At 68.7% G+C, this 13472-nt stretch carries 11 protein-coding genes; 1 reads left to right on the top strand and 10 read right to left on the bottom strand.

What is annotated here, in order from left to right; translation table 11 throughout:
* Positions 1-2 precede the first annotated feature (2 nt).
* The 9 genes from DIE08_RS12155 to DIE08_RS12115 form a co-directional block, all read right to left on the bottom strand.
* Positions 3-1010: an SIS domain-containing protein gene (locus DIE08_RS12155; protein WP_059599886.1), complete on the bottom strand. Its 1008-nt coding sequence runs from the start codon at positions 1008-1010 to the stop codon at positions 3-5.
* On the bottom strand, positions 1003-2106 hold the full coding sequence (nagA, locus tag DIE08_RS12150; protein WP_059819816.1) for an N-acetylglucosamine-6-phosphate deacetylase: 1104 nt from the start codon (positions 2104-2106) through the stop codon (positions 1003-1005). The genes DIE08_RS12155 and nagA overlap by 8 nt, the downstream gene beginning before the upstream one ends.
* 106 nt (positions 2107-2212) lie before the next feature.
* Positions 2213-2947 carry a GntR family transcriptional regulator gene (locus DIE08_RS12145; protein ID WP_059599884.1) on the bottom strand — a complete coding sequence of 245 codons (735 nt, stop codon included), beginning with the start codon at positions 2945-2947 and terminating at the stop codon, positions 2213-2215.
* Positions 2948-3267: 320 nt separating this feature from the next.
* Positions 3268-6486 carry an error-prone DNA polymerase gene (locus DIE08_RS12140; RefSeq protein ID WP_124902027.1) on the bottom strand — a complete coding sequence of 1073 codons (3219 nt, stop codon included), beginning with the start codon at positions 6484-6486 and terminating at the stop codon, positions 3268-3270.
* Positions 6487-6492: 6 nt separating this feature from the next.
* On the bottom strand, positions 6493-7980 hold the full coding sequence (locus DIE08_RS12135; protein WP_124626328.1) for a DNA polymerase Y family protein: 1488 nt from the start codon (positions 7978-7980) through the stop codon (positions 6493-6495).
* The gene (imuA, locus tag DIE08_RS12130; RefSeq protein ID WP_059681656.1) at positions 7913-8620 is read right to left on the bottom strand and encodes a translesion DNA synthesis-associated protein ImuA; all 708 of its coding nucleotides are present in this window, start codon (positions 8618-8620) and stop codon (positions 7913-7915) included. Before imuA ends, DIE08_RS12135 begins: the two co-directional genes overlap by 68 nt.
* 295 nt (positions 8621-8915) lie before the next feature.
* On the bottom strand, positions 8916-9710 hold the full coding sequence (locus DIE08_RS12125) for an ABC transporter ATP-binding protein (RefSeq protein ID WP_059599880.1): 795 nt from the start codon (positions 9708-9710) through the stop codon (positions 8916-8918).
* 1 nt (position 9711) lies between these two features.
* The gene (locus DIE08_RS12120) at positions 9712-10608 is read right to left on the bottom strand and encodes an ABC transporter permease (protein ID WP_059599879.1); all 897 of its coding nucleotides are present in this window, start codon (positions 10606-10608) and stop codon (positions 9712-9714) included.
* A gap of 139 nt (positions 10609-10747) precedes the next feature.
* On the bottom strand, positions 10748-11713 hold the full coding sequence (locus tag DIE08_RS12115) for an ABC transporter substrate-binding protein (RefSeq protein WP_059681653.1): 966 nt from the start codon (positions 11711-11713) through the stop codon (positions 10748-10750).
* A 346-nt stretch (positions 11714-12059) separates the two neighbouring features.
* Between DIE08_RS12115 and DIE08_RS12110 the strand changes: the two genes are divergently transcribed.
* Entirely contained in the window at positions 12060-12368 is a 309-nt protein-coding gene (locus tag DIE08_RS12110) for a VF_A0006 family four-cysteine protein (protein WP_124902026.1), read from the top strand.
* Positions 12369-12477: 109 nt separating this feature from the next.
* Here the strand turns inward: DIE08_RS12110 and DIE08_RS12105 are convergent, their stop codons facing one another.
* Complete coding sequence (locus DIE08_RS12105) at positions 12478-13293, bottom strand: MetQ/NlpA family ABC transporter substrate-binding protein (protein WP_124902025.1); 816 nt, start codon at positions 13291-13293, stop codon at positions 12478-12480.
* Positions 13294-13472: the final 179 nt, after the last annotated feature.

Genomic DNA, 13472 nt, shown 5'->3' with positions numbered 1-13472 from the left:
TATCAGTGCGTTTCGGTGACTTTGTTCAGGTGGCGCGGCGTGTCGGGATTGCGGCCGCGCGCGACGGCGAGATCCGCCGCCATCACGTAGAACGAAAGAATGGCGGCGATCGGGTCGAGCGCCGAATGGGCGGACTGCGCGAGCGGCAAGGTCGCGCCGGGCGTGCCGGCGGGCGCCGCGAGCAGCACGGCCGCGCCACGTGCGCGCATGTCCTGCGCGAGCTGCAGCAGCCCGGCCTGCTCCGGGCCCGGCGGCGCGAACACGAGCAGCGGATAGTCGCGGTCGATCAGCTCCATCGGGCCGTGACGGACTTCGGCGCTCGAGAATGCCTCGGCCTGGATGCCGGAGGTTTCCTTCAGTTTCAGCGCGGCTTCCTGAGCGATCGCAAGACCGAGGCCGCGGCCGATCACGATCATCCGCTCGATGCCCGCGAGCGCGGCAACGGCCGGCGACCAGTCGAGCCGGCCGGCCTGCGCGAGCACGTCGGGCAGGCCGCGCAATGCCGTCATCAGCGCGGCGTCGCGCTGCCAGTACGCGACGATCTGCGCGGACAGCGACAGCATCGCGATGTAACTCTTGGTCGCGGCGACCGACAGTTCGGGGCCGGCAAGCAGCGGCAACTGGTGCTCGCACGCGTCGGCGAGCGGCGACGGCAGGACGTTGACGGCGGCGACGGTGCGCGCGCCGGCTTCGCGCAGCGCGGCCATGGTGTTGACGAGGTCGGGGCTCTTGCCCGACTGGGAAAATGCGATCGCGAGCTGATCCTGCACCTTCAGCGGCGCCTGCTGCAGCGTCGCGACCGACATCGGCAGCGACGCGACGGGCACGCCGAGGCGGCTCATCGTCAGGCTCGCGAAATAGCTGGCGGCGTGATCCGAGCTGCCGCGCGCGACCGTCAGCGCGACGGCCGGCGGGTGATCGAGGAGTTGGCCCGCGAGCGCTTCGACGCGCGTGGTGTCGGCGAGTTGCGCGGCGACGACCTGGGCGGACTCGCGCGCTTCCTTAAGCATATTCGACAATCGATTCTCCTTCGACGTAGGTCGCGGTGAGGTTCAGGTCGCGATCGAACACCACGAGGTCGGCCCATGCGCCTCGCTCGAGGCGGCCGCGATCGGTGACGCCGAGGTAGTCGGCCGCATAGCGCGACATCCGGTTCGACACGTCGGCGATCGGCAGGCCGAGCGACACGAGGTTGCGCAGCGCCTGGTCCATCGTCAGCGTGCTGCCGGCGAGCGTGCCGTCGGCCAGCCGCACGCCGCCGAGGCACTTGGTCACGTGCTGGCTGCCGAGCCGGTATTCGCCGTCGGGCATGCCGGTGGCGGACGTGCTGTCGGTCACGACGTACAGGCGCGGGATCGCGCGCAGCGCCGCACGAATCGCGCCCGGGTGCACGTGCAACAGATCGGGGATGATTTCCGCGTATTCGGCATGCGCGAGTGCGGCGCCGACGAGGCCCGGGTTGCGGTGATGCAGCGGCGACATCGCGTTGAACAGGTGCGTGAAGCCGCATGCGCCGTGCTTGAGCGCGGCGACGGCGTCGTCGTAGGTCGCGAGCGAGTGGCCGAGCTGCACGCGCACGCCGCGCGCGGCCATCTCGCCGATGATCTCGATGTGACCGGCGATTTCCGGCGCGAGCGTGACGACCCGGATCGGCGCGATCGACAGGTACTTCAGCACTTCGTCGAGCACGGCCGACACGGCCGCGTCCGGCTGCGCGCCGAGCTTGCCGGGGTTGATGTACGGCCCTTCGAGATGCACGCCGAGCACGCGCGCGCCGCCCGGCGTGCGGGTGCGCGCGACGGTGCCGAGATTCGCGACGACCTGCATCAGTTCGTCGCGCGGCGCGGTCATCGTCGTCGCGAGCAGGCTCGTCGTGCCGAACTGCGCGTGTGTGCGTGCGATCGTCTCGATCGCGTCGCCGCCTTCCATCACGTCGGCGCCGCCGCCGCCGTGCACGTGCAGGTCGATGAAGCCGGGCAGGATGTACGGCGCATCGTTCTTCGCGGGATCGGCGGGCGTGCCGTCGAGCGTGGTGATGCGGCCGTTCTCGCTGTCGAGCGAGCCGAGAATCCAGCCGTCGGGGGTAAGGATGTTGCCAGTCAGCATGACGTTTCTCTTGATGATCTGGTGACGCGGACATCCGCGTCGCGATTTGCAAATCGTTGTGCTTCGTTGCGCTGCGCCGCGCGTAGCGCGCGGGCAGTCTCGCGCGTCAGCGTTTCAGTTCGGCGACGAAGTCGTAATAGTCGTCGCGGCAATACGTTTCGGACACTTCGATCGCGCGCTGGTCGGCACCGTAGCCGATGCGCGTGATCACGAGCAGGGCCGAGCCCGGCTTCACTGACATCCACTTCGCGATCTCGTGCGTCGCGTTCGCCGCGCGAAAGTGCTGCAGCGCGCGCACGACGGTCATCCCGCGCGCGTCGAGGTATTCGTACAGCGACGCGCCAAGCGCCTGCGGATCCGGCACCACCGCGGCCGGCAGCGTCGAATGCTCGACGGCCATCACGATGCCGTCGGCGCGGCGCAGCCGCTCGAGCCGCGCGACCGTCGCTCCCGGCGCGAGGCCGAGACGCGTGATCTCGTCGCGGCTCGCGGTGCGCAGCGTTCGCGACAGCCACACCGAATCGGGCACGAAACCGCGCTGCCGCATCTTCGCGGTGAAGCCGACGAGACGCGACAGCGGATCGGCAACGCGCGGCGTGATGAAGCTGCCCGCCCCGCGCGCCCGCTTGATCAGCCCCTGCTCGACCAGCAGCGCGAGCGCACGGCGGGCCGTGATCCGCGACACGCCGACCGTTCCCGACAGCAGCCGCTCCGACGGCAGCGCCTCGCCGGCCCGCCACGCGCCGGCGTGAATCGCGCTCGCCAGGTTGCGGGCGAGCTGCAGGTACAGCGGCGTGTCGTCGAGGGGATCGGGCGCCAGTTCGGACCAGCCGGTTTCCATGTGCCTCCGGGTGTCGGACGACGACCTCGGGCCGTCGAAAGTGAACGCATTATATAACCACCATAATACCAGTCAACGAACTGGTATTAGTGACGCGAAAATCGCCGAAAGCCTTGCCCGGCAAGCGTTTTAGTTGCCAGAAAGCCTTTGTTTATAAAGCGATGCAGGATAGGGATTTACCCGGATTGGTATGCAAGGGGACAGTTCCCGGGCCAGATTTCCCAGGCTTGGGAAGCTGGAAACGATACCGGAATAGAACCAGTTAGGCCGACTGGTATGCATGCGGCGGCAGCGCGCGGGCGGCGTGCCGGCGCGCCGTGTCAGTGGAACTCGCGGCTCGACGTGCGCAGCCCGCCGAGCAGCGGCGTCAGATCCTCGAAATGCTGCGCGACGAGGTGCCTCACGTCGCTGACGACCTGCCATACGCCCGATGCCGCGAGCAGTCGCGAATCGAGCGTTTCGCGGCGCTGCCGCGCGAGCAGCTCGGGCCGCACGATCACGTTCACGCAGCCCGTCTCGTCCTCGAGCGTCATGAACATCACGCCCTTCGCGGTGCCCGGCATCTGCCGTGCGGTCACGAGCCCGCACGCGCGCGCGAGCCGGCCATCGGGACGGTCGCGCAACTCGGCCGCGGACGACAGCCGCTGCGCGCGCAACGCGGGCCGCAGCAGCGCGACCGGGTGGCGGTTCAGCGTGAGGCCGGTGGTGTGATAGTCGGCAAGGATGTCGTCGGCCTCCGAAGGCGCGCCGAGCACGGGCTGCTCCGTTTCGTCGATCGGCGCGGCGGCGAGCAGGTCGCGCTCCGGTGCCGCGGCGACGGCCTGCCACAGTGCATCGCGGCGATGGCCGGCGAGCGTCGCGAGCGCGTTCGCGGCGGCGAGCGCTTCGAGATCGCGTCGTTCGAGCTGCGCGCGGCGCGCGAGCGCGTCGACGTTCTCGAACGGGCCGGCCGCGCGCGCGGCCTCGATGCGCCGCGCGGCAGCCTCGCCGAGGCCGCGCACGAGCGACAGGCCGAGCCGCACCGCGGGCTGACCATGCGGCGGCGGCTGGCCGGGCAGCGCTTCGAGCGAGGCTTCCCAGTTGCTTTGCGTCACGTCGATCGGCAGCACCTTCGCGCGATGACGCTTCGCGTCCTGCACGAGTTGCGACGGCGGATAGAAACCCATCGGCTGGCTGTTCAGCAGCGCGGCGAGGAAGATCGCCGGTTCGTGGCATTTGAGCCAACTGCTCGCATAGGCGAGTTTCGCGAAACTGGCCGCATGGCTCTCGGGGAAACCGTATTCGCCGAAGCCCTTGATCTGCTCGAAGATCTGCTCGGCGAATTCGCGTGTGTAATTGCGTTCGAGCATCCCGTCGACGATCTTGTCGTAATACTTCTCGAGGTTGCCCTTGCGTTTCCACGCAGCCATTGCCCGGCGCAACTCGTCAGCCTCGCCAGGCGTGAAGCCTGCCGCGACGATCGCGATCTGCATCACCTGTTCCTGGAAGATCGGCACGCCGAGCGTGCGTTCGAGCACTTCCTTGAGCGCATCGCTCGGATACGTGACCTCACCCTCCTCTTCGCCGGCCATGATCCTGCGCCGCTTCAGATACGGATGCACCGCGCCGCCTTGAATCGGACCGGGCCGCACGATCGACACCTGGACGACGAGATCGTAGTAGTTGCGCGGCCTCAACCGCGGCAGCATCGACATCTGCGCACGCGATTCGATCTGGAACACGCCGACCGTATCGGCGCGGCAGATCATGTCGTAGGTTGGTTCGTCGTCCTGCGGAATGTGCTTCAGCGTGAACGGCTCACCCCCCGGTTCCGGCGGCCCGCGCCACGCCGTGCGCATGTCGAAGGCGCGATGCAGCGCCGACAGCATGCCGAGCGCGAGCACGTCGACCTTCATCAGCCCGAGCGCCTCGAGATCGTCCTTGTCCCATTGAATCACGCGCCGCCCGTCCATCGCCGCGTTCTCGACCGGCACGAGCCGCGTGAGCTTGCCGCGGCTGATCACGAAGCCGCCCGAATGCTGCGACAGGTGGCGCGGAAAGTTGAGCAAGCGCCCCGCGAGTTCGGCCCATGCGCGAATGATCGGCGTGGCCGGGTCGAGCCCGGTCGTCGCGAATTGCTGCAGCAGATCGCGACTGCCGTCGAACCAGCGATGCCCTTTAGCGACGCGATCGATCAGCATCGGATCGACACCGAGCGCCTTGCCGGTTTCGCGCAGCACGCCGCGCGGGCGATACGTCGAGACCGCCGCCGCGAGTGCTGCGCGGTCCTTGCCGTATTTTTCGTAGATATGCTGAATGACCTCTTCCCGGCGCTGATGCTCGAAGTCGACGTCGATATCCGGCGGCTCGCCGCGCTCCTCGCTGATGAAACGCTCGAACAGCATCGTGCTCTGGTCGGGATCGACCTCGGTGATGCCGAGGCAGTAGCAGACGACCGAGTTTGCCGCCGAGCCCCGGCCCTGGCACAGGATGTTCTGGCTGCGCGCGTATTTGACGATGTCGTAGACGGTCAGGAAGAACGGTTCGTAGCTCAACCTCGCGATCAGGTCGAGTTCATGGCGGATCTGCTTCTCGACCTTCTCCGGAATGCCTTGCGGATAACGCCCCGCCGCCCCCGCGAAGGTTTCCTGTTCCAGATAGCGCGTCGGCGTCAGCCCCTTCGGCACGATCTCGTCGGGATACTCGTAGCGCAGCGAATCGAGTTCGAAAAGACAAGCATCGAGAATCGCGCACGTCTCCGCGATCTCCTCCGGCGAGTACAGTTGCCCGATCCGCTGTCGCGAACGCAGATGCTGTTCCGCATTCGGCGCGAGCGCATAGCCGCACTCTGAAACCGGCATCCCGACGCGGATCGCCGTCATCACGTCCTGCAGCGGCTTGCATGAACGCCGGTGCATCGTCACATCGCCAAGCGCGACGATACGCACGCCGCGCCGCGCGCCGGCCGCACGAATCTCCTCGCGCTGCGCACCGTCCAGCGCGCGCTGCAACTGCACGAGCCCGAGCCGCGCACGTTCGCCGAACGTCGCGCGAAACCACGCGACCTGCGCATCGAGTACATCAGCACGCACCGGATACGTGGGCACGAGAATCGCGAAGCAGTCGGGCATGCCGCGCAAGTGGGCAAACTCGGCAGGCGGCGCCGACAGCATCCGCGACGTCAGCTTGTAAGTGCCCTTCGGCGATGCCATCCGCCGCCACGAGATCAGCTCGGAAAGATTGCCGTAACCCTCGCGATTCTGCGCAAGCAACACGAGCCCGAACGCGCCGGGGCCCGGATCGTGGCCGGGCGCGACTTCATCCGGCATGACTTCGAAATACGAACCGATGACGAGCGGCAGCCCTTTCGCCTTCGCCGCGACATGCATGCGCGGCGCACCTGCGAGCGAGCATTCGTCGGTGATCGCGATCCCGCGATAGCCGAGTTCGGCCGCGCGCTCGACCAGCTCGTCCGCATGCGACGCGCCATGCAGGAACGAAAAGTTCGATCGGCAGAACAACTCCGCGTAATCGGGCAGCCAGCTCAATTCTGCAATCATGACGGCTCACCCGAACAGGCCGTGCAGGAACCAGCGCGGCTCGGACTCGCTCCCCGCCCGTTCCTTGAATACCCAGTAGCACGCACCGACCTCGTCTTGCGCGACGTAGTAATCGCGTGCGGCCAGTTGCCCGTCGAACCACCCGGCTTCGATCCGCTCGGCCGACGACATCATCCTGAGCGGCGTATGGAACACCGGCCGGTTCTCGCGCATCAGGAGCGGCTGCGGCTCGGCCAGCAGCCATGCGGGGCGCGGCGGCACGGCCGGCGGACCAGCGGCCGGCTTGCCTGCTTGCGCATCGAGCGGCAGCCAGCGGTTCGCGGCCTCCGGACGGTGATCGGCGACGGGTGCCGCGCGCAGCACGTTCTCCGCGCCGAGCCGTGCGATCAGCAGTTCGAACAGCCGCGCGCGCGTCTCGCGCGTGCCGCCCGGCTCGGGAAAGAGATCGTCGGCCGGCGGCGCGACCGATTCGACGCGCGTGGCCTTCAGCCGCACCGCGATCACCGCGGACGGCAATTCGACGCGCGCGAGCCGCTCGCCGAGCAGCCGCATGAAGTGCGTCTCGTCGCGCACGGGCGCGGCGAACGCGAGTTCGAGCGGTGTCGGCGGCACGGCCTGACGGCCGCGCTCGTGCTCGAGATCGAACGTCATCGCGGCCAGCGACAGCTGCCGCGCGGCCAGCCATCCGCAGAGCTGCACGACGAGCCGCCGCGCGGCGAACAGCACGGCTTCCGCGTATTCGACGCGCTCCGGCAATTCGAGCCGCACGTCGAACACGGGCGGCACCGCCATCCACGCAAGCGGCTCGATCGCATCGCCGTACGCGCGATCGAGTGCGGCGAGCAGCGCGGGGCCGCAGCGGCGCTGCAACCCCGCGCGCGGCAAGCCGCGCAGATCGGCGAGCGTGCGGCAACCGAGGCCGTCGAACCAGCCCGCATACGGGCGCGCGTCGGGCAGCAGCGCGCACGGCAGCCCATCGAGCGCGCGAACCAGCGACGCAGGGGCGGCCAACCGGCGCCGGATCCGCGCGCGGGCCGAGACACGCGCGAGCAGCCACGCACCGCGCCCGGTCGGCGCGGCGGACAGGCGCGCCGCATAACCGAGCGCCGCGAGCGTCGCGCGCACCTGGCGGCACAGCGACGGCAAGCCGCCGAACAGGCGCAGGCTCGGACCGACGTCGACGATCAGCGTCGCTTCGTCGTCGAGCGCGACGCACGGCGAGAAGCGCAGCAATGCGAGCGCGACCGCGCGCAGCGCATCGGCCTCGCGCGCGGGATCGCGTTCGACGAGTTGCGTCTCGGGCGCGAGCGTCAGCACGCCGCCGCGCTTCATGCCCGCGCGCACGCCTTGCCGGCGCGCGGCTGCATCGGCGATCAACACGACGCCTTGCTCGAGCACCGCGCAGCCGGCGCCGCCGGCCGCTGCGTCAGACGGCTGCGGGGCGCACACGTCGAGCGGCAGGCGCGGCAGATGGATGCCGAGCAAGACGCGCATAGCGGCTCTCCACGATGGGCGACGGCAGGTCGAGCACGAGCGGCTCGCCGCTCGCAGGCCCGCGACGCTTGACGATATCGAGCGACACGCCGCCCGGCACGGGATACAGCGCGACGCGCAGCACGGCCGGCGACGGCTGCCGCGCGGCCGACAGCGGGCGCAGCATCACGAACAGCGTGTCGCCCGTGCGCGCGGCCGCGAGATGCAGGCGCCGCAGTGCATCGGGCCGCGCGTCCTGCCAGAGCAGCAGCGCGCCGCAACAGCCGGTCTTGAGCGCCTGTTCGGCGGCCCATAACGCATCCGTGCGGCTGCCGGCGCGCAGCCACAGCAACGCGTCGGCCGGCACGCCGAGACTGGCGAGCGCGGTCGCATGCGGCGATTGCGGCGGCGCGACGAGCGCGAGCGGACGCCGCGCGCTGACGGTGCGCGCGAGCGCGGGTGCAAGCAGCCGCATCTCGCCGCAGCCCGGCTGCGCGGCCAGCAACTCGACGAGCCCGCCGACCGGCCAGCCGCCGCCCGGCAGCTCGGCGGACAGCGGCGCGAAGCCGGTATCGATCGTGCGCAGACCACCGCGCGCGAGCTGCGAGCCACGCCAGAGCGATGGATGAAGGGATTCGGGAGAAATGGAGGATGCGAGCATGACGCCACCCACAACTGTATGGATATACAGTATATGGCAATGCGCTCGCATCGCACAGCGCCGGTGCGAAACCGGCTTTTGTCGGAGGAAAAACGGGGAGAAAGCCGGCGCGCCCCGTCATGCTACGGCGCGCCGGATCGGGCGTGGCCGGATCGCGCCGCCCGAACGCCCGCCCCAACCATCCGGCCCGATGCGGCGCACGCGCGCCGAATCGCCCGGCCGGATCGGCATGCCAACCCTCACGCAAACCGGCACGATGCAGCACCTCGCACCGCGCCGGCCCGCCCGCCGCGCGTCAGCCGAGCAGCAACGCGTCGTCGTCGAGCTGCTCGTGCCGCACCTTCTCGAACATCTGCAGCAGGTCCGGCACGTCGAGCCCGCGGCGCTGGTCGCCCGACACGTCGAGCACGACCTGCCCCTGGTGCAGCATCACCGTGCGGTCGCCGTAGTCGAGCGCCTGCCGCATGCTGTGCGTGACCATCATCGTCGTCAGCTTGCTTTCGGCGACGATGCGCGCGGTCAGTTCCAGCACGAACGCGGCCGTCTTGGGGTCGAGCGCGGCCGTGTGCTCGTCGAGCAGCAGGATCCGCGACGGCCGCAGCGACGCCATCAACAGGCTCACCGCCTGCCGCTGGCCGCCCGACAGCAGCCCGATCCGGTCGGTCAGCCGGTTCTCGAGACCGAGGTTCAGCAGACGCAGCTTGTCGCGGAACAGCTCGCGCGACGGACGGTCGAGCGCGGCCCGGAAGCCGCGCCGCACGCCGCGCGCCGTCGCGAGCGCCATGTTCTCCTCGATCGTCAGCGCCTCGCAGGTGCCGGCCATCGGATCCTGGAACACGCGCGCGACGAGGTGCGCGCGGTCCCACGCGGGCTGGCGCGTGACATCCGTGCCGTCGATCGCGATGCGTCCCGAATCGACGCGCTGGTCGCCGCTGACCGCATTGAGGAAGGTCGACTTGCCGGCGCCGTTCGAGCCGATCACCGCGACGAACTGGCCGTCGGGAATCTCGAGCGACAGCCCGCGCAGCGCACGCGTCTCGATCGGCGTGCCGGGATTGAACGTGAGTTTCAGGTCTTGTGCGGACAACATGTCAGGCCCCTCCGTTCTTGCGCGCGAACAGCTTCTTGCGCGTCGCCGGCAGCACCAGCGCGATCGTGACGAGCGCAGCCGTCACGAGGTTCAGGTCCTGCGCTTTCAGGCCGATGAATTCGCTGTTCAGCGCGAGCGCGATGAAGAAGCGGTAGACGATCGCACCGAGCACGACCGCGAGCGTCGTCAGCACGAGCCGGCGCGCGGGCAGCAGCGTCTCGCCGATGATCACCGCGGCCAGCCCGATCACGATCGTGCCGATCCCCATCGAGATGTCGGCGCCGCCCTGCGTCTGCGCGAACAGCGCACCGGCGAGCGCGACGAGCGCGTTCGACAGCGCCATCCCGGCGAGCGTCGCGCGGCCCGTCGCGATGCCCTGCGCGCGCGCCATCCGCGGGTTCGCGCCGGTCGCGCGCATCGCGAGGCCGAGCTGCGACGAGAAGAACCAGTCGAGGCCGAGCTTCGCGACCACGACGACGATCGCGAGCAGCGCCGGGCGCAGCACGTAGTCGGGCATCCAGTCGGGCTGCAGCACGGTGAAGATCGTCGGCTCGGTGATGAGCGGTACGTTCGGCCGGCCCATGATCCGCAGGTTCACCGAATAGAGCGCGATCATCATCAGGATGCTGGCGAGCAGGTCCATGATCTTCAGGCGCACGTTGAGCCAGCCCGTGACGAAGCCGGCCAGCGCGCCCGCGACGATCGCGAGCACCGTCGACGTGAACGGGTCGTGGCCGGCGGAGATCAGCGTCGCGGCGACGGCGCCGCCGAGCGGAAAGCTGCCGTCGACGGTCAGGTCGGGGAAGTTGAGGATGCGAAACGAGATCAGCACCCCGAGGGCGACGAGACTGAAGATCAGGCCGATCTCCAGCGCGCCCAGAAACGAGAACAGAGACATGATGGGGAAATCCTGTTGCTTCCCGGCCTCACGTGTACGGCCGGGCGAAGCGGACGGGCGGCCCCGGGTGGGAGCCGCCCGTCCGGCGGTTTCGTTCGGGCCCGGATCGGGCCCGCAAGCGCGGCGGTCGGGCCGCGGCTTACTTGATGACCGTCTTCGCTTCCTTGAGCAGATCCGGCGACAGTGTCACGCCCTGCTTCGCGGCCGCGCCCGTGTTCGCGAACAGCTCGAGGTTGCTGCTCGTTTCCGATGCGATCGCGCCCGGCTTCTCGCCCTTCAGGATGCGCGCGACGACCTTGCCGGTCTGCCGGCCGAGGTCGCCGTAGTTGATGCCAAGCGCCGCGATGCCGCCGCGCTTCACGCTGTCGGTGTCGCCGGCGACGAGCGGGATCTTCGCTTCGTTCGCGACCTTCACGAGCGCTTCGTATGCGGACACGACGTTGTTGTCGGTGTTCGTGTAGATCACGTCGACCTTGCCGATCAGGCTCTTCGCGGCCGGGCCGATGTCGACGGTGCGCGGCGCGGCCGCTTCCTTCAACGTCATCCCCTGCTTCGCGAGGATCTCCTTGAGCTCCTTCACGACCACGACCGAGTTCGCCTCGCCCGGGTTGTAGACCATGCCGACCGTCTTCGCCTTCGGCACGACGCGCTTGATCAGCGCGACCTGACGGTCGAGCGGCAGTTTGTCGGAGACGCCCGTCACATTGGTGCCCGACGGGCCCCAGCCCTTCACGAGCTGGGCTGCGACCGGATCGGTCACCCCCGAATAGACGACCGGCACGCTCTTCGTCGATGCAACCACCGCCTGCGCGGCCGGCGTCGCGATCGCGACGATCACGTCGGGCTGGTCGCCGACGAACTTGCGCGCGATCTGCGCGGCCGTGCCCGTGTTGCCCTGCGCGCTCTGGTATTCCCACTTGAGCTTGTCGTCGCCGTAACCTTCCGCCTTCAGTTCGGCGCGCACGCCGTCGCGGATCGCATCGAGTGCCGGGTGGTCGACGATCGACAGCACCTTGACCGTCTGTGCGTGCGCGGCGCCCGCGAGCGCGAATGCGGCGACACCGGCCGTGATCGAACGGATCGCGAAAATCTTGAAACGCTTCATGGGTGAGTCTCCCCCGTATTTGTGTCGGTTCTGGATGATGGATTCCCGCCGCCGTCATGCAGGTGCCGAGCACGCGCAACCGGGTGACGGTGTGGGCGGCAGCGGCCCCGCGCGGGCCCCGGGAAGGCGCGCGGCGGCGAACGCACGAGGATACCATTTCCGCAGACCACCACCTGACTTCGCGCTTTCGGGCGTCCGGCCGGCACACGCGGCCGCCGAGCGGCTGCGAAACGCTCGGGAAGCCCGGCCGGCGGCGCTTGGCGCCGGCCCCGGCGCAACACGTCAGCCGCGTTCACAGCTTTACGTTATGCTGTCCGCGGACCCAATCCACACCAACGGAGCGTGCATGAAACGGGGAATCCGTGCGATCGCGTGCGCGGTCGTCGCGCTGGCGCTGCCGAGTGCGGCATTCGCGCTGACCGACGGCTATGCGCAATACGACGACTGCATGCTGGGTGCGCTGCGCGAGAGCCGCAACGGCGCGGCCGCACAACTGATCCAGCGCTCGTGCGACGCGCTGTACCGCAACAACGCGATGCTGCTGCCGCGCGAGCGGCGCTTTCACGAGTGCGTCGTGCAGTCGCTGCCGGGCGTGCGCGACAACTACGCGATCCAGCAGATCATGGCGATCTGCTCGCGGCGCGGCGAGATGTGAGCCAGCGCTGAACGCCGGGCGCCGCGCAATGATCTGCAGCCGCGCCAATGAAAAAGGGCCTGCGCGAGGCAGGCCCTTTCGTTTCAGCGGTCCGACCGGTGTGCGCCGTTCAGAACGACGCGACCATCGAGCCCTTGAACTGCTTCTTGATGAATTCCCGCACTTCCGGCGACTGGTACGCCTTGACCAGCTTCTTCACCCACGGCTGATCCTTGTCCTTCGCGCGCACGGCGATCAGGTTCGCATACGGGCTCGTCAGCGATTCGAGCGCGATCGCGTCCTTGGTCGGCTGCAGGTTCGCGGCGAGCGCGTAGTTCGTGTTGATCACGGCGGCGTCGACATCCGACAGCACGCGCGGCAGTTGCGCGGCGTCGAGCTCGGAGATCTTCAGCTTCTTCGGATTCTCGGCGATGTCGAGCACCGTCGCGTTGTTGCCGCCCGTGCCGGCGCCGGCCTTCAGCTTGATCACGCCTTGCGTCTGCAGCAGCAGCAGCGCGCGGTTCTCGTTCGACGGATCGTTCGGCACCGCGAGCTTCGCGCCTTGCGGCAGGTCCTTCAGCGCCTTGAACTTCTTCGAGTACACGCCGATCGGCGAGATGTAGGTCAGGCCCGCGCCGACGATCTTATAGCCGCGCTGCTTCACCTGGCTGTCGAGGTAGGGCTGGTGCTGGAAGCTGTTCGCGTCGAGGTCGCCCGCATCGAGCGCCGCGTTCGGCTGCACGTAGTCGTTGAACTCGATGACCTTCACGTTCAGGCCTTCCTTCTCCTTCGCGACCTTCTGCACGACCTGCCACACTTCCGCATCCGGGCCGGCGACCGTGCCGACCTTGATGACCTTGTCTTCGGCGTGCGCGCCCGCCGACAGCGTCAGCGCGGCACCGGTGGCCAGCACGGAAAATACCTTCAGGAGACTGCGACGCTTCATCTGTTTCTCGCTTTCTTGCTAACTAAAAATGGGGCGCGATACGGGTATCCCCGAACTCGCAGGAAGGGGCAAATGGTGTCACAGGATCGGCCGGAAGTGAAATACATCCCGCTCATATGGGTATGCACCGCAGCGGTGCTGGCGAACGATGCGCGACCAGGCCGCTACCACGCCGCCAT

This window comes from Burkholderia sp. Bp9004 (assembly GCF_003858025.1).
Classification (GTDB): Bacteria; Pseudomonadota; Gammaproteobacteria; order Burkholderiales; family Burkholderiaceae; genus Burkholderia; species Burkholderia diffusa.
Note: the sequence above shows the minus strand (reverse complement) of the source record. Positions and strands in the feature narration are given on the sequence as shown.